The organism is Prevotella falsenii DSM 22864 = JCM 15124 (assembly GCF_000613945.1).
Lineage (GTDB): Bacteria > Bacteroidota > Bacteroidia > Bacteroidales > Bacteroidaceae > Prevotella > Prevotella falsenii.
Genome location: NZ_BAJY01000025.1, coordinates 19,231 through 37,313, shown reverse-complemented (window position 1 = coordinate 37,313; position 18,083 = coordinate 19,231). Strand labels below are relative to the sequence as shown.

Annotated in this window: 13 protein-coding genes and 2 pseudogenes; 9 read left to right on the top strand and 6 right to left on the bottom strand. The window is 42.9% G+C overall.

Translation table 11 applies throughout. The features are described from left to right. Window positions 1-75: 75 nt before the first annotated feature. From JCM15124_RS09385 to prmC, 6 genes are all read right to left on the bottom strand, one after another. Window positions 76-825, bottom strand: a complete 750-nt coding sequence (locus JCM15124_RS09385; RefSeq protein WP_024999225.1) for a uroporphyrinogen-III synthase — start codon at window positions 823-825, stop codon at window positions 76-78. 6 nt (window positions 826-831) lie between these two features. Beyond that, window positions 832-1,788 carry a DUF4271 domain-containing protein gene (locus JCM15124_RS09380; RefSeq protein WP_024999224.1) on the bottom strand — a complete coding sequence of 319 codons (957 nt, stop codon included), beginning with the start codon at window positions 1,786-1,788 and terminating at the stop codon, window positions 832-834. A 6-nt stretch (window positions 1,789-1,794) separates the two neighbouring features. Continuing rightward, window positions 1,795-3,087, bottom strand: coding sequence for a methionine adenosyltransferase (gene metK / locus JCM15124_RS09375; protein ID WP_024999223.1), 1,293 nt, complete (start codon window positions 3,085-3,087; stop codon window positions 1,795-1,797). Window positions 3,088-3,512: 425 nt separating this feature from the next. Further along, a complete protein-coding gene (locus JCM15124_RS09370; protein WP_024999222.1) occupies window positions 3,513-4,217 on the bottom strand; it encodes a ComF family protein in 705 nt (234 codons plus the stop codon). Beyond that, window positions 4,204-4,707 (bottom strand): regulatory protein RecX, encoded by a 504-nt coding sequence (locus JCM15124_RS09365; RefSeq protein ID WP_024999221.1) that lies wholly within the window; start codon window positions 4,705-4,707, stop codon window positions 4,204-4,206. Before JCM15124_RS09365 ends, JCM15124_RS09370 begins: the two co-directional genes overlap by 14 nt. After that, the gene (gene prmC / locus JCM15124_RS09360; protein ID WP_024999220.1) at window positions 4,704-5,567 is read right to left on the bottom strand and encodes a peptide chain release factor N(5)-glutamine methyltransferase; all 864 of its coding nucleotides are present in this window, start codon (window positions 5,565-5,567) and stop codon (window positions 4,704-4,706) included. The genes JCM15124_RS09365 and prmC overlap by 4 nt, the downstream gene beginning before the upstream one ends. A gap of 27 nt (window positions 5,568-5,594) precedes the next feature. Here prmC and ribD point away from each other — a divergent pair, with 27 nt between their 5' ends. From ribD to JCM15124_RS16695, 9 genes and pseudogenes are all read left to right on the top strand, one after another. Continuing rightward, a complete protein-coding gene (ribD, locus tag JCM15124_RS09355) occupies window positions 5,595-6,596 on the top strand; it encodes a bifunctional diaminohydroxyphosphoribosylaminopyrimidine deaminase/5-amino-6-(5-phosphoribosylamino)uracil reductase RibD (protein WP_024999219.1) in 1,002 nt (333 codons plus the stop codon). Window positions 6,597-6,606: 10 nt separating this feature from the next. Continuing rightward, window positions 6,607-6,930 (top strand): annotated as a pseudogene (locus JCM15124_RS15345) (site-specific integrase); the annotation flags it as partial. 234 nt (window positions 6,931-7,164) lie between these two features. Continuing rightward, entirely contained in the window at window positions 7,165-10,539 is a 3,375-nt protein-coding gene (locus JCM15124_RS09345; RefSeq protein ID WP_024999217.1) for a helicase-related protein, read from the top strand. A 4-nt stretch (window positions 10,540-10,543) separates the two neighbouring features. Beyond that, window positions 10,544-13,771: an Eco57I restriction-modification methylase domain-containing protein gene (locus JCM15124_RS09340; protein ID WP_024999216.1), complete on the top strand. Its 3,228-nt coding sequence runs from the start codon at window positions 10,544-10,546 to the stop codon at window positions 13,769-13,771. A gap of 341 nt (window positions 13,772-14,112) precedes the next feature. After that, window positions 14,113-15,156 carry a virulence RhuM family protein gene (locus tag JCM15124_RS09330; protein ID WP_024999215.1) on the top strand — a complete coding sequence of 348 codons (1,044 nt, stop codon included), beginning with the start codon at window positions 14,113-14,115 and terminating at the stop codon, window positions 15,154-15,156. Beyond that, window positions 15,153-15,617, top strand: coding sequence for a DNA-processing protein DprA (locus tag JCM15124_RS09325; protein WP_024999214.1), 465 nt, complete (start codon window positions 15,153-15,155; stop codon window positions 15,615-15,617). The genes JCM15124_RS09330 and JCM15124_RS09325 overlap by 4 nt, the downstream gene beginning before the upstream one ends. Before the next feature lie 566 nt (window positions 15,618-16,183). After that, window positions 16,184-17,406 (top strand): annotated as a pseudogene (locus JCM15124_RS13955) (tyrosine-type recombinase/integrase). A 170-nt stretch (window positions 17,407-17,576) separates the two neighbouring features. Beyond that, window positions 17,577-17,786 carry a helix-turn-helix transcriptional regulator gene (locus JCM15124_RS09315; protein ID WP_024999213.1) on the top strand — a complete coding sequence of 70 codons (210 nt, stop codon included), beginning with the start codon at window positions 17,577-17,579 and terminating at the stop codon, window positions 17,784-17,786. Continuing rightward, on the top strand, window positions 17,779-18,063 hold the full coding sequence (locus tag JCM15124_RS16695) for a hypothetical protein (protein WP_232220149.1): 285 nt from the start codon (window positions 17,779-17,781) through the stop codon (window positions 18,061-18,063). Before JCM15124_RS09315 ends, JCM15124_RS16695 begins: the two co-directional genes overlap by 8 nt. Window positions 18,064-18,083: the final 20 nt, after the last annotated feature.

Below are 18,083 nucleotides of genomic sequence, written 5' to 3'. Positions count from 1 at the left end.
GCGGGTAATGGGCATTGGCGATTAGCTTTTTATGTTTCGGAAGATAATCCGGGTAGGATAATCTCCTATGTTTTCTTACTTTTTCTGTGCTTCCAAGAAGGCACGTAACGCACCTGTCATAGAAGGATATTTAGCTGATGGTGCTTCCAAATCGAGGCGCAGACCTTGGTCTTTCACCTCTTTGGCTGTTGCAGGGCCAAAAGCAGCTATCTTAATGTTGCCTTGTTGAAAGTCGGGCAAGTTCTCTTTTAAGGCACGAACACCCGTAGGACTGAAGAAAACAAGCATATCGTAGTCGAAAGTTTTCTTCTCTTCCTCTGTAAGGTCGTTGCTAACGGTGCGATACATCACACATTCCTTGTGCTTCAGCTTGTTGTTTGTGAACAGCGTTCCAATGGAATCGGTGTGTACCGAGCTTAACGGAACAAGATATTTCTCGTCCTTATGCTTTACCATTGTAGGAATCAGGTTGTCTATTTTACCCGAATTACCAAAGAAAATCTTACGCTTTCGGTACTGCGTATATTTCTGAATATAGAGCGCAATCGTTTCTATTACGCAGAAATATTTCATTGTTTCGGGAATGGTGATGCGCATTTCCTGTGCCAACTTGAAGTAATTGTCAATGGCATGGCGAGATGTGAATACCACAGCAGTGTAATCAAGCAAGTTAATTTTCTGCTGACGAAACTCTTTTGAAGACAATCCTTCCACCTTAAAGAATGGACGAAACACCATTTCTACACCCAATTCCTTGGCTATGTCATAATAGGGCGACTTGTCGCTCCCGGGCTTAGGCTGTGATATTAATATCTTTTTAATCATCGTGTCCTAAAATTTTATAGTCAAATAGTTATCGGTATATACCAAGAACCCTATTAATGCTACCAGCGGCATTAATTCTAAGGTGCAAAAGTACAAAATTATTTGCAGACTGGCAGCTGTTCTTTTAAAAAAGATGATATATCCTTGGTAAAAGAGAAGCAATTTGGTTAAACCCACAATGATTGCCACGTAGATGAGCGTGTATTGCGCCGACAGCCCAAAGTAAATCATCAACAGCACTGCAGGGAATACGAGTACGCCTTCAGCCGATACAAGAAATAAGGTCAGTTGCGACCATTGCTGATTGCTTTTGCGGTCGAAATACACCCAGTTTACAATGGAATACAACAGATTCTTCAGCAGAAAATACCCTAAAAAGATGGCAAAGAAGATGCCCACGACAAGCAATTGCGAATCAACAATGTAGTTGCCGCCATTCTTAGAACGCGTAAACAAGTAATAGGTAATGCTCAAAAGTAATGCCGTCTGCACCACCAAAAATACCTGAAAGCGCACTTCGTGGCTTGTTTCGCCTACATTTGTGCGTCGATAAGGTAGATGGAAAAGACCTTTTATTTGCCTTACAATGAAGTTGCTCGACATTGATGAGGCTATCATAGCCAAAGCAAAGCACACAAGCAACGTGCCTGCCACTACGTTGTCGTTGCTCACACTGTAAGGAGCGGGGTCGCCAAGTATGCCGCTATGCGACATTCCAAGTTCGGGACGATAGTACGGATTGCCTTTAAAATAGCTTTCTTGAGCAAACCTTACATCTGTCAGCTTGAAAGGCTTGGGGGCTTTCCATTTCAGCAAACTCTTTGTTTCTTCGGCTTTGACAGTATCTGTCTGCCCAACACCCGCCTCCCCACGCTCTGTCGTTGCGGTCTTTTCAGACTGCCGAGGTGGGGTTTGCAGCCGCCTTAATAGCTGCGGTGTGGCGATGGAATCGGTTGTTGGCATATTGTTTTACAGTCCGAATGCTTTCTTAATCTCTGCTATTTTGTCGAGTTTCTCCCAAGTAAAGAGTTCTATTTCGAGTTCTTTCTTTTCGTGATACAAACTTGTGAACGTCTTTTTTACTACTTCGTTCTTGCGTCCCATGTGCCCGTAAGCAGCAGTTTCAAAATACATTGGCTGGCGTAGCTTCAGCATTCGTTCTATCGTCTTGGGGCGGAGGTCGAACATTTGCTTTACTTTTTCGGCGATTTCGCCATCTGTCAAGGCTACGTTGGCACGTCCGTAGGTGTTCACATAAACGCTAACGGGCTCTGCAACGCCGATGGCGTAAGCCAACTGCACAAGAATTTCGTCGCTAATGCCTGCTGCAACCATATTCTTTGCGATGTAGCGAGCAGCGTATGCTGCAGAACGGTCTACCTTCGATGAGTCTTTTCCGGAGAAAGCACCACCTCCGTGCGCACCTTTTCCGCCGTAGGTATCTACAATAATCTTACGACCTGTAAGTCCTGTGTCGCCATGAGGACCGCCGATAACGAATTTTCCGGTAGGATTTACAAAGTATTTTATGTTGTCGTTGAACAATGCCAACACCTTCTCCGAATTTATTTGTGCTTTCATGCGTGGCATCAATATGTTCAAAACGTCTTCTCTAATCTTTGCCAACATCTCTTCGTCGGCTTTCAGCTGTGCCTCGGCAGAATGGTCGGCAGGCATTATAAAGTCGTCGTGCTGGGTAGAAACCACAATCGTATCGATGCGTTGCGGAATGTTGTCGTCGCTGTATTCCACCGTTACTTGGCTCTTTGAGTCGGGACGTAGGTAAGTCATCACCTTTCCTTCCTTGCGTATATCTGCCAAGGTTGTCATTAGCAAGTGAGCCAATTCAAGCGTTACAGGCATATAGTTTGCCGTTTCGTTGCAAGCATAACCGAACATCATGCCTTGGTCGCCTGCGCCCTGATTGTCCTCATCGGTGCGATCTACGCCACGATTAATATCGGAACTCTGTTCGTGAATGGCAGAAAGAATGCCACAACTGTTGCCGTCGAACTGGTATTCAGCCTTTGTGTAGCCAATCTTGTTGATGGTCTTGCGTGTAATAGCTTGAATGTCAATGTACTCTTTCGACCGTACTTCGCCCATAATCACTACCTGACCGGTAGTATTGAAAGTTTCGATTGCACAACGAGAAGTATCGTCGTAGGCAAGAAATTGGTCGAGAAGAGCATCACTAATCTGGTCGGCAACCTTGTCGGGGTGCCCTTCTGAAACTGATTCTGATGAAAATAAATATGCCATTTCTTATTTCTTTGTTTACGTTTACCTATTATTATAAGGTTGCAAAGTTACGGCAACATATTCGGATAACAAAATAAAAGCAAAAGATTTAGATTTTATTAGAACCTGAAACAATTCAGGTTCGGTAGGAATTTGTCGAGGAACAATTTCCTTTTTATTGCTCAAGGCAGATACCGAAAAATAGCGTTGGCTTTGTAAAGATAATTCTGTGAAAAAATGATAATTTCGATTTGGCATTGCAAAAGCGTAGGTTTTGCGATGCAAAACCTACGGTTTTACCGTGTAAAACCTACGCTTTTGCAATGCCAAATAATAGGTTTTGCAAAGCATTGATAACGAATTAGTTAGACAACATTTGTGTTTATGAAAAATATTTACGCTTTTTCTGCTTCTTTTCTGCAAATTACGAGGCTATCCAAACCTTTCTATTTATCGCTTGCAAAGCATAGGGAGAGAATGCTAATTTTTATGTCCGGCACTTTCATTAGTTCTTTTCCAACGGCTGTCAGCGTTGCGCCGGTGGTAATTACATCGTCGATTAAGAGCACGTGGTGGTTGTTCAGTTTGGCGTTTGTGCGAAGCTCAAAGGCGTTTTCCACGTTTTTGGTGCGTTGCCATAAGTCTTTTTGGGTCTGACTTTCTATAAACGACTTGCGGCGAATGGCTTTTGTAACGATAGGCAATCCCGTTACGGCACTTATTCCGCGTGCTATTTCAAGACTTTGGTTGTAGCCTCGCTGAATAATGCGACGGCGTGTGAGGGGCACAGGCAGCAGGGCTGTAATGCCGTCGAAAAAGTTTTCGGCTGCATATTCGGTTGCAACAAGCTGTCCGAGCTGTTCGCCAATGTCGGGACGGTCGAAGTATTTCAGCTTATAAATAAGGCAACTTGAGGGCGAATTGGGCTTGTAAAGGAAGAAAGCGGCGCATTTTTCTATCGGTATTCTGCCCCAGAAAAGGCATGCCAATTCGTTGTCGAAAGGCTGAAGATGGTGCATCGTGCGGGGCAAGGCGATGTTGCAGGCAGCACAAAGCGGTTCTTCGGTGATGCCAAGTCTGCGCTCGCAGGCAGGACAAGCACGAGGTGCGACGAGGTCGAGCACTCTGGAAAAGAAGCTAATCTGCGTCATCTTCGTTTATATCGTCTACTATCGAGGCGTCGTCTATGCACTGCCGAATTAAATCGAGCGTAAAACCGCGTCCCATTGCATATTTTATCAGCTTTATGGAACGTTCGTAATCGGTTTCGGCCTTTATGGTCGGATACTTGCTTTTCAGCAGTGGGCGCAGCACAGAGAGGTATTCTTCCGCATCAATCTCGTCGAGAACGGGCTGCGAAATGCTTTGCGGAATGCGCTTTTGCCACAATGCTTGCTCTATTTTTCGGCGTCCCCACTTGTTGAAAGCGATTTTATCGCGCACAAACGAGCGTGTAAATCGTTCGTCGTCGATATATTTATAATCGATGAGCTTGTCGATAATGCGTGCTTGTGCATCGGGTGCAATGCCCCATTTGCGCAACTTCTCTGCCATTTCGCCCGAACAATGCTCGCCACGGGCGCAAAGGTCGCCAAGTTTGCGCAAGGCTTCCGCCTCGCCGATTTGTTTCTTCTGTATCATTGGCGTATGGCTTTTACAAATCGTTGTTTACCGAATTGGTCGTTGCGCACCTCTGTTTCCGCATAGTCCAAAGCGTTTAGCATAGCCGAAACCTCATCGGCAAACCGTGCATTTATTTCAAAATAGAGTTCGCCACCGTGCGAAAGGGCAGTCGTTCCATATTCGGCAATGGCACGGTAGAAGCGCAGCGGGTCGTCGTCGGGTACGAATAGGGCGGTTGAAGGCTCGTAGTCGAGCACGTTCCGCATCATTTCCGCACGCTCGCTGTCGCAGATATAGGGCGGATTGCTTACGATGATGTCGAACGTTTCTTCCGTTGCTGTAAGCCGTAGAGCATCTTTCAGCCGGAAATTAACCGTTGCACCCAATTTTATAGCGTTGTCGCGGGCTATAAAAAGAGCGTCCGACGAAATGTCGTAAGCCGTAACAACGGTGTTTGCCATGTTCAACGAAAGTGTAATGGCAATGCAACCGCTGCCCGTTCCTACGTCCAAAATGCGCAAAGGAGCAGGTGGCTTTAAGCCGCAGAATGGACAATCGTGCGAAGCAGTTATCCATTCGCAGAGCAATTCCGTTTCGGGGCGGGGAATGAGTACGCCCGGAGCCACGCCAAACTGCCGTCCGCAGAATGTAGCCGAGCCGAGAACATACTGCACAGGTTCGCCTTTTGCCAACCGAAGCATTATTTTTTCGAGTTCGTTGGCATCGTTTGCCGATAATTGCGTAACTTTGTCGGTGTAAATATCGGCAAGCGTCAGCCCGAAATAGTCTTCTAAAAGCATACGGACGATGGCTTTCGCTTCGCTTGGCGGATAAACTTCCATGAGCCGTTGGCACAGATTTTGGTATATTGTAGACATGTCTGCAAAGGTAAAAAATAAAAAGAAATGAAGCAAGAGGATATAGACGAAATGTATATGCGGCGTTGTCTGCAGTTGGCAAGAAACGGAAAACTGAAAGCAAAACCAAACCCTATGGTAGGTGCAGTGATAGTAAGCGGCGAAGGAAAAATTATCGGAGAGGGTTACCATATATGTTGCGGAGAAGCGCATGCTGAGGTAAATGCTTTCAAATCGGTGCGCAGCGAAGACGAACATTTGCTACGGGAAGCCACCATTTACATTAGTCTTGAACCTTGTTCGCATTATGGCAAGACGCCCCCTTGTACCGATTTAATCGTGCAGAAAGGCGTTCGCAGAGTGGTTTGTGGCTGCGTAGACCCTTTTTTGGCTGTGCGGGGACGGGGCATTAAGCGCATTCGCGAGGCAGGAATAGACGTTACGGTGGGTGTCTTGGAGCAGGAATGCCTGATGCTGAACCGCGAGTTTATCGTTCGGAATACACAAAACCGACCTTACATCTTGCTGAAATGGGCACAAACTGCCAACGGTTTCATAGGTTATCCGAAAAACAATGGCACCGGAAAGAGAGCGTTGCAAATTTCCAATGCCTTTACGAAAATGCTCGTACACAAGCTCCGTGCCGAGCACGATGCCATTCTTGTGGGACGCAATACCAAGGAAATGGAACAGCCACGCCTCACGGTGAGAGAATGGAGCGGTAAAAATCCGCTGAAAATCGTAATATCTTCAACCTATAAAACCGATAGTTTGGCAGATGGAACACTATGCGTGAACAGTCTGCAACACCTTATAGAAACCATCAATCGGCATAACGAAACCGAGCAGAAAATATGTTCTCTCATCGTAGAAGGTGGCGCACGCACGTTGCAATCGTTTATACATGCAGGACTGTGGGACGAAATTCGTGTAGAAACAGCACCCTTTACAATAAACAATGGTGTTGCCGCTCCGCACCTTCCACACAACATCGATGTTGTGAAAAAAGAGTTTTACGGTAACACCATCGTTACTTACAAGCGTTCATAGAGTAAATTTTGTTATTCCTCTGAACGATGGATTACTTTCACTGATAGGCGAAGCACCTGACGATTTGAATTCATCTATATTCAACTTGCCTTCTTATGAGAGTTGCTGCAAATCGGTAAAACGATGGGTAAAGCGTGCCGGCACTAACAAACACATCAGTTGGCATTGCGCCCGCCACAGCTTTGCTGTGAATATTCTGAATAATGGAGCCAATATCAAGACCGTTGCCGGCCTATTGGGACATAGCGGATTGAAGCACACCGAGAAATACGCTCAGGCGGTGGACAAATTGAAAGAAGAGGAAATAAATAGCTTTCCTGAATTGAAAATTTAAAATGAAAAATGAATAGAAAAACATTTTTTTGATTTAACAAGATTACGTTTTTGCTTGAAAAAGCATGTGTTTGGAGAAAAATGAGTAATTTTATGGCGTAATCAAGTTACAATACTATGGAACGCAAGAAAATCAATCGCCTGAAGGTGGTACTCGCCGAGAAAGATTAGGAGTGAGAGTTGATGATTTATTGTGGATGGACAAATGGTAGCTTTCTTTTAAAGAAATTGTATTATGGCAAGAATATACGATAACATAGAAACAAAGTTTGCAGAAGGATTGCAAGGCATTGTAACCAACGTGGGTGTAAAGCGTGTGGATTTCTGCGCAGGCTATTTCAATCTGCGAGGCTGGGATATTGTGGTAAATCAGGTTGATACGCTTGCAGGCGATTATGTGTATGAAAACGACAACCGCATTTTCAGGAAATGTAGATTATTGATAGGAATGCACCGCCCTGCCGAGGAACTCATAAGACAACTTTATACAGAATTGCCTTTGCCTGATGCAAACTATGTTAGTCAATGCAAATTGGAGATTGTACGCCACTTTCGGCGACAACTTCAGTTGGGAATGCCCACCAAGCAAGATGAGTTTACGCTCCGTCGCCTTTCTGCACAGATGAAAGACGGAAAGGTGTGTGTGAAATTGTATCTTCGTGAGCCTCTTCATGCCAAACTCTATCTTGCTCATCGCCCCGACGATAATTTCAACAAGATACAGGCTATTATGGGCAGCAGCAACCTTACCTATTCCGGACTGACAAGGCAGGGAGAACTGAATGCCGAATTTGGCGACAGCGACAGTGCCGAGAAATTATCGCATTGGTTTGACGACCGTTGGGACGATAAATTCAGTCTTGACATCACCAAAGAACTGATCAACATCATTGATAATAGTTGGGCAGGCGAAAAGGAAATACCTCCTTATTATATATACTTGAAAACGGCCTATCATCTGAGCGAGGAAGCACGGTCGGGCATCAAGGGGTTTGTCATACCCAATGAGTTCAAGAACGACCTCTTCGACTTTCAGCAGACAGCCGTAAAGATAGCAGCACAACATCTGAACAACGAGAAACGAGGTGGCGCAATGATAGGCGATGTGGTGGGATTGGGAAAAACCATCACAGCTTGTGCCATTGCAAAGATGTACGAAAACACTTTTGGCAACAATACACTGATTATTTGCCCTGCAAATTTGCAAGATATGTGGGCAAAATACCGAAGGCAGTACGACTTGAAAGCGGATATTATGTCGATGGCAAAACCCATTGATGTAGATAATGCGCGTTTTTATAAACTCATTATTGTCGATGAAAGCCACAACTTGCGCAACAGTCAGGGTACGCGCTATCGCAACATCAGAGACCTCATTCAGAAGCAAGACTGCAAAGTGCTGTTGCTGACAGCCACACCTTACAACAAGCAATACAAGGATTTGAGCAGTCAGTTGCGCCTCTTTGTGGACGATGATACCGATTTGGGTATTCGCCCGGAGGCGTATATTCGAGAAATAGGTGGCGAACGGAAGTTTTCAGAGAAACACGAAGACTTCATTCGAAGCATCAAGGCTTTTGAACGCAGCGAGTGTCAGGAAGATTGGCTCGAACTGATGAAACTGTTTTTGATACGACGCACGCGCACCTTTATCAAGGATAATTATGCAAAGACCGACCCGAAAAACGGACGGAAATATCTGGAGTTCAAAGACGGACATAAATCTTATTTTCCGGAACGAGTGCCTAAGGCTGTTAAATTCCCTACCGAAGAGGGCGATCAGTACAGCAGGCTTTATTCAAAGGAGATGATAAACTTTATGGACAGTCTGAAACTGCCACGCTACGGACTCATTCACTATTTGGACGAAAAGAAAGCAGAGACGGCTTCCAAATACGAGAAAAATCTCATTGATAATCTTTCGCGTGCAGGAAAAAGAATGATGGGATTTTGCAAAAGTACCTTCTTTAAACGCATCGACAGTAGCGGCTATTCGTTCCTGTTTACCATCTACCGCCATATCCTACGCAACGCCGTATTTATCTACGCCATCGACAATAAACTGCAATTGCCGATTAGCGACGAAAACACCTTTCCGGAAGACTTTACCGACGATGCAGATATGAACAACTCAACCGACAACAGCGATGAAAGAGAGATGGAAACAGATGGCGAAAACAACCTGACGATTCCTAAAGACATGGAAATCTATAAAAAGAAAGCTGAAGCTTATTACAATTCGCTTATCGGTAAGAACAATGTGCAATGGATAGATGCCAAGTATTTCAAGCGCACACTGAAACAACAACTCAAAAATGATTGTGAACAGCTCATTGCAATGATTAATTTGTGTGGCGAATGGAATCCACAGACCGACCAAAAACTAAACGAACTGGAAAGCCTGCTGAAACATACGCACCGGACGGACAAGGTGATAGTGTTTACACAATACTCTGACACTGCCAACTATATATTTAATCAGCTTCAGAAACGAGGCTTTGGACAGATTGAAAAAGTTACGGGTAGCACGACTAATCCAACTGCTATCGTAGAGCGTTTCTCGCCATTGAGCAACAAGGTTGATATAGCTGCTGAAAACGAACTGCGCGTGTTGATAGCGACCGATGTGCTGAGCGAAGGCCAAAACTTGCAAGATGCGCATGTTATCATCAACTACGACCTGCCGTGGGCGATTATCCGACTCATTCAGCGAGCGGGACGTGTCGATCGTATCGACCAAAGTTCCGAAAAGATTTACTGTTACTCATTCTTCCCTGCCGACAAGGTGGAGGAAATCATCAACTTGCGTACGCGGCTCAACGAACGTATCAACGAAAATGCGGGTATCGTAGGAAGCGACGAAGTGTTTTTCGAGGGCAACGAACAGAATCTGCGCGATATGTATAATGAAAAGAGTGGCGGATTAGACGACTACGAAGACATTGATGTGGATCTCGGCTCGCAGGCTTACCAGATATGGAAGAATGCAACCGATGCCAATCCCGAACTGAAACGCATCATACCCACGATACCCAACATTGCCTATTCCACGAAGAAAGCTGATAGTGGTATCGGCGATGGAGTAATTACATACGCCCGTACCTACAACGATTTCGATGTGCTGACATGGTATGACGCACAAGGCGAAATCGTAAGCCAATCGCAGAAACGCATTCTTCAAGCAATGGCTTGTTCCATAAATGAGCCATGCCTGCCACCGCAAGACAACCATCTGCTGTTAGTGGAAAAAGCCATCAAGGGAATTAAGAACGAGAATACCAACGTAGTGGGCAGTTTGGGTAGCCGTTTCAGCAATAGGCGAAAGATATACGATTTGCTGGATCACTACTACAGTCGGCCACTAAATATATTCTATACGCAGGAGAAGAAGAATGTGCTGAAACTTGTCATCGACCAGATATACAACTATCCAATGTTGGAAAACTCAAAGTTTATCCTTGCAAGAATGATACGCACGGGCAATAGCCACGATGACATTATAGAAACGGTAATAGAAATGTACGAGAATGCCAATCTGTGCAGGATTGACGAAGAGAAAACAAAATATAAAGACCCTGTCATCATTTGCTCGATGGGACTAAAAGCATAAGACTATGAAAAGAAAACTATTCAACCAATATATAACAGAGGCTGATTTCAAGGGATTGTTTGTAAGCGAAATGTTATGGAACAATCCATCGGGAGCAACGCTATTGCCTGAATATACGATAGACGAGCGTACCTTCCGCATAGAACAGATAGCCGAACGCAAGGGTTTTCAGATTTTGCAATGCTGCACAGACGAAATTCCTGTTGCATCGGTTTGCAAAAAATTGGATACCAAGTTGAGGAAGAATGCCGAAAACTACATCTGCATCTTCATGGTTCCCGGCACGATGCACCATCTTTGGGTGGCTCCGGTGAAGAAGGTGGAGAAGCGGGACGTGGTGCTGGTGGAATACGATACACTCGATAAAGCCGGATTTCTGTTTGAGAAGATGGAGAGCCTTTCGTTCACGCTCGAAGATAATCCGACAATTCTCGACATTATAGAAAAGGTACAGTCGTCTTTTCTCATCAATTCGGAGAAAATTACCAAGGATTTCTATGCCGGCTTTAAAAAGGAACACGCACGTTTTGCCCAATTCATCACGGGGATAGACGACCATATAGCCGACAAGGACAATAAAAACAAACAGTGGTATGCATCGGTGATGCTCAACCGATTGATGTTCTGCTACTTCATTCAGAAAAAGGAGTTTTTGGACGGTGATGTGGATTATCTGCGCCATAAATTGGAATGGACACAGCAGAACGAAGGTGAAGACAGGTTTTTCAATAAATTTTATAAAGGGTTTCTTGTCAGCCTGTTCCACGATGGACTCAACGCACCGCAGCACAACACGGAGTTTGAAGCTGTCTATGGGCGCATTCCTTATCTCAATGGCGGAATGTTCGATGTGCATCAGATAGAACAAGAATACGCCAGACTCGACATTGCCGATGAGGCGTTTGTGAGTCTGTTCGACTTCTTCGACAAATGGCATTGGCATCTTGACGACCGTATGACGGCAACGGGGCGCGATATCAATCCCGATGTGCTGGGTTATATCTTTGAACAATATATCAACGATCGCGCACAAATGGGAGCTTATTACACCAAAGAAGATATTACGGAATATATTGGGCGTAACACCATCGTGCCTTACCTGATGGACGCTGTGAAAAGGAAAGACGAAAAACTGTTCCGTGCCGACAGCCATTTGTGGCAGTTCCTGCGTGAGAGTGGCGACCGCTACATCTTCGATGCCATGAAGAAAGGTTGTAATGAGCCTATTCCCGACGAAATAGCCGTAGGCATCGACACCACGAAACCTAACCTCTTGGAGCGACGCAGCCATTGGAACGAACGCACGCTCGAGCCATTAGCACTGCCCACCGAAATATGGCGAGAGACCATCGAGCGACTCGAACGCTATCGCAGCATCAAAGCAAAGATAGAAAAAGGAGAAGTTACCGCCATCAACGATTTCATTACCTATAATCTCGACATACGTCAGTTTGTTTACGACTATCTTGCCCACACGCCCGACCATCTGTTTGTGGGATATTTCTATGCAGCCCTGCAGCGTGTAACCATTCTCGACCCCACCTGCGGTTCGGGTGCTTTCCTCTTTGCTGCACTCAACATTCTCGAGCCTCTCTACGAGGTTTGCATCAACCGTATGCAGGAGTTCAACGAAAAGAATCCGCATCTTTTCACCAATCAATTACAGGAAATAGAAAACAAGTATCGTTCTAATATTCAATATTTCATCTATAAGAGCATCATCCTCCGCAACCTTTATGGTGTAGATATAATGGTAGAGGCTACCGAAATAGCCAAGCTGCGATTGTTCCTGAAGATGGTAGCCGTGGTGGAAGTGGATAAGCGCAACCCGAATTTAGGACTCGACCCATTGCCCGACATCGACTTCAATATTCGCTGTGGCAACACCCTTGTGGGTTATGCCACACAGAAGGAATTGGAAACAGGCATTGCTTTTTCCGACCTTTTCACGGCTGAGGAGTTTCGCAACAAAGTGAGCGATGAAATGGATAAGGTGGCACGCACCTACGAGGTATTCAAAACCATACAACTGTCGCAAGCCGAAGACATGGCTGCTTTCAAACGTGCCAAGCACGAACTGAAAGTCCGCCTTACAGCTCTCAACGACCTGCTCAACCGTCAGATGTACGGAGCTGTTGATGCTAAAATAGATTATACATCGTGGCTCGCCTCACACCAACCCTTCCATTGGCTCGCAGAGTTCTATGAAATCATCAATGGAAACGGTGGATTTGACGTGATTATTGGAAATCCGCCGTATGTTTCTAAGAACAAAATAAATTATTTGGCTAATGATACTTTTAAGTGTAGCGATTTATATGGATATGTTATCAAGCGTATTTTACAGCTTCTATCCCCATTTGGAACGCATGGATTTATTGTAATGCATAATCTTGCTTTTAGTAGAAATTTTGCTGAAGTTCGTAATTTATTAAATAACTTTCATGGTTCGGTATGGTACTCTTTTTATAGCCGAATACCTTCGGGATTATTCTCAGGTGATGTTCGAGTAAGAAATTGTATTTACTTACTTTCTTCAACAGGTAACGAAAAATATACATCTTGCTTACATCGCTGGTTTAGTGAGCAAAGAGCTTTTCTTTTTTCCACTACGATAAAGTATAATTATTTTGTTTATAGTGGAGTGATACCTATGCTTGATTCAGAGATTATTCAATCTATCTATGAAAATAAGAGAGGAAATAATATAGCAACATTAGAAGATAGTCTGAATGGCAATAGTTTATATTATAAAAAGGTTGGATATAATTTTCTTTCAATTTCAAATATCAAACCAAATGCTTTCGATTCTGAAGGTAATACAACTCCTCAAACGAAATTAGGTACCTTAAAATTTCTACCTCAATATTACAATTATATTCAACTCCTTTGTTGTGGAAAATTATATATCTCAAAATGGTTGACATACGGAGATGATTTTGATGTAACAGGGAAAGACATAACATCTTTTTCTTTCCCATTTGATGAAATAAATGTTGAAGATAAAAACACCTTGGAATCGCTATACGAAGAATTTTGTAGGAAGCTACCATCAACAATACAATATAAGCTCAATGCGGGAATCAAAGTCGGAACATTCAATACTTCTGCACTTTGGAATATTACAGATAAAAGTGATATGATATTTCTATCTTATTTGACCGATAGCCCTCTATTGGCGCACGAGGTAATAGAAAATCACCTTGCTAAATGTATTATCAGTGACAAATAGTTGTATAATAAGTAAAAAATAAAGTCAGATGAACAATACAAAAGATATAGTAATTGCTTCTGTAAAAGGCTTAGCAAAGAACTGCATGAACTATGTTCCAATTATTTGTATTAAGCTTGGGGACCATACAATTTGATAACTTCTCATAATGGTTATAGGGAAGAAGGTATGTTACTGTGTGAGGGGCATACAGACACTTTGCAGTTACGTATTATCTGGGATGATTATTTTGGAAAAGATCGTAGTATATTGCAATCCCCACTGCTGTAAATTAGAAGAAAGATGCAAAAACATTAAATGAAAGCAAGGTACGTATCGAACAATAATTTAAGAATAGAATGATGGAAGCAAGCAATAACGACAATATGCTCATCTACCGGTCGGAAGATGGAAAGATAAAGATAGATGTTCGGTTTGAGAATGAAACCGTTTGGCTGTCATTAGACCAAATGGCGACACTTTTCGGTCGTGATAAATCTACTATTTCACGACATGTTAAGAATGTGTTTGAGGAGGGGGAACTGTCGCCGGAGGCAACTGTTGCAAATTTTGCAACAGTTCAAGCGGAAGGTAATAGAGAGGTTGCCAGAAATATAGATTATTATAACCTCGATGTTATCATTTCTGTTGGTTATCGGGTAAAGTCGCAGCAGGGCACGCAGTTCCGTATTTGGGCAACACAGCGGCTCAGAGAATATATCATTAAAGGTTTTGCATTGAACGATGAGCGATTTAAGACGGGGTCGTCTTACAATTATTTCAAGGAACTATTAGGTCGTATTCGTGAGATACGCCTGTCAGAGAAAGTGTTTTATCAACAGATAAAGGATATTTATAAAACAAGTATCGACTATAATCCATCTGCCGATATGACATTGGCTTTCTTCAAAGAAGTACAGAACAAATTGCTTTGGGCTGTAAGCGGAAAGACGGCAGCCGAACTTGTTTACTACCGTGCTAATGCCTCGCTGCCAATGATGGGACTTACTTCTACGGAACAAGAGGGGAAAGTTACCAAAGGCGATGTCGTGGTAGGCAAGAACTATCTGAATGAGAAAGAGATTGGTCAGTTAAAACTTATCGTAGAACAGTTCCTTGCCTATGCTGAGGCGCAGGCATTGGCGGAGAAACCAATGTATATGCACGACTGGGTGCAGAAACTGCGCCTTGTACTCACCATGAACGAAAAGAATATCCTTGAGCATGCCGGCACAATTTCTCACAAACTGGCTGTAGCAAAAGCTACCAAGGAATATATTGCCTACAAAGAGCAGCAACGGCAGATAGAACATCTTGACAGCATCAAGCAATTCGACCAAGACTTGAAACGTATTGCGCTACGAAAGAACAATAAGAAGGAGGACAACGAAGAGAATAATCAATGATAGTCCACACGCAATATCTTGGCAATCAGGAACTGTTGAAATTGCAAAAGACAGCCTTCCTTGCATCAAACAATATCGCTTCCGAAACGGTGTTGCAGGTATATGATTGGGCTACGGATATGCGCAATCGTGGGGAGTGTGTCGTCAGCGGATTTAACAGTAAGTTAGAACAAGATGTACTTCACTTTCTGTTGAAAGGCAGCCAACCGGTTATTATTGTTCTTGCCCGGCGAATGTATAAAGTTATCCCTAAGGAATTACAAAAAGCGTTAGGTCAAAATCGACTATTAATAGTTTCTGTAAGTAATGCAGCACGTCAGTCAAAGGACACAGCAATGATGAGGAATAAGTGGCTTTGCGAGATGGCCGATAAAATATTATTCATAGGTGTAACCGAGCAAAGCAGCCTCTACGCGCTTAAGGTAGCCTTTAATAATAAACAAAAATTGATAACATTATAATTTCTACTATGACTATACAAGATATAATAACTCGCAAGGAGGATCAGACGTTTGACTGTAAGAGCGTTCAGATAGAACCGAAAGCATTGGCTATTACCATTGTGAGACCTCTGCAAAACTCTTCACCTTGTAATTTACTCACATCATTATTTTTTCGTACCTTTATAGTATGAAACAAAATTAAATATAAAACTAAGTGGCAAAAAACTTAAAAGTACACCTTTCTTATTGTTTTGTTACAAAATACACTTTTAGTATATGTTGAAAAAGAAAATCCCTTGTAAATCATCGATTTACAAGGGATTTATGGTACCCAGACCCGGTACAATGCCGTGAAAACAAGAGAAATAAAAAGAATATATTATATTGATAATCAATAATTTACTATTTTCTTATATTTGCTGATTTTTCTCATTTTCGCCTGTTTTTTGTCATAAAGTACACTTTTAGTACACTTTGATATTCGGAACTTTTTAGTATCTTTGCAAAATAAGAAAACATCTGAAAATAAACGAGTTAATGATTTTACTCGGTTTGATACACATTTAGGTACATAACTATCAATTATGGCAAAATTAGAAAATAAAGCAAAGGAAAACCCGAAATTAGAGCAGAATGTGTTGTCTGATGGTCGGATAAGTTTGTATCTGGAGTATTATCTCGGTAGAGAAGAAACACCGGTTTTAGATGAGACTGGAGAGCCAGTTATGTACACTTCTGGAAGATGATGGGCAAGCCCAAGGTACACATCAAACATAACAGGCGAAAAGAAAATTTGCAGTTGTACTTGATAGCCAAACCTCGCACTCCAGTAGAACGACAGCAGAACAAAGAAACACTTGAACTGGCTGCCAAGATTCGTGCGGAGCGTGAACAACAGTTTAAGGAGAGTATGCTCGGCTATCGTCTGAAGAAGGATAGAAATATCAATTTCTTGGACTATTATCAGGCTTACATTGACAGTTACACCAAAAAAGACCTGCGAATGATAAAAATAGCCTTGAATCGTTTTAAGGATTTTCTGAAAGAGCAATCCCCCCTCTATGAGTTTAATATTAAGCCCGACTTAATAACCAAGGACATGATGGAGCACTTTGTTGAATACCTGCAATCAAGAAGTGTGGGTGAAGGGGCAAAGAGCATCTACCAGCGTTTTAAGAAAGTGGTGCGTTATGCTATCGATCACGAAGTGATGTTGAAAGACCCTTGTAAGGGTGTGGTGTGCAAGGTGGATGAACAGATCTTGCGCAAGGATGTGCTATCAATGGATGAAATCCAATCTTTAATTCAATGCCATTACGACAACGAGAATCCAAATGTGCGACGAGCATTCATTCTCTGTCTGTATTGTGGTCTGCGCTTTTGCGATGTAAAAGACTTGACCTATAAAAACATAGATTACACCAACCGCCTATTGAAGTTTGAGCAGAATAAGACCAAAGGATATTCGGCACATAGTGGTGTCGTCATTCCTTTGAACGATGGTTTACTGTCATTGATAGGCGAAGCACCTGCCGATTTGAATTCATCTATATTCAACTTGCCTTCTTATGAAAGTTGCTGCAAATCGGTAAAACGATGGGTAAAGCGTGCTGGCATTAATAAACACATCAGTTGGCATTGCGCCCGCCACAGCTTTGCTGTGAACATTCTGAATAACGGAGCCAATATCAAGACTGTTGCGAGTTTGTTGGGACATAGCGGATTGAAGCACACAGAGAAATATACTCGTGCCGTGGATAAATTGAAGTCTGAAGCTATCAATAGCTTGCCAGAATTGAAGCTGTAAGCATTTGGTTTAGATTGTCAATTCAATGTTTTAGTATTTCTGCTTACAATTAAGCAAGTGTGGTGAGAAAAAAGATAATTTAGTGATGTTATTGGCTAAACAAAGCTATTTTCTGCATTATATATCAATAATATTGTGTATATTTGTATCCTTATTATAAACTATCCATTATGGACAAGGATATCAATCGCATAAAAGTAGTACTTGCGGAGAAGAAAAGAACTAACAAATGGTTAGCAGAACAGTTGGGGTGTGCACCAACCACAGTTTCTAAGTGGTGCACCAATGTTTGCCAACCGACTATGGGGACTTATCTCAAAATAGCGAAACTACTCAATGTTGAACTGACAGAATTAGTGAGAAAAGAAAACAATGTATAAAATAACTTGGGATAAAGAAACGGGTGGTGTATTGCTTCATTCACGCATTGTGGATGGAACTCTTGGTACATCACCTCGTCCTGTATTCTGGGAAGAACTCGATTTGCTTAAACTTAATGAGTTAGGATGGAAATATCCTCACACAGAAGCTCCTTTGTTGTGGGCAATTAATAAGCAATATTGGTATCTAGGAGAACTTATGTTCGAGCTAAAGGTGCCAATATCTACGACCCTGCTACGATCATATTCCAGCCCGGTAAGGAAAATGTCGAGTTGAAGCCCGTTAATGTAAATAAG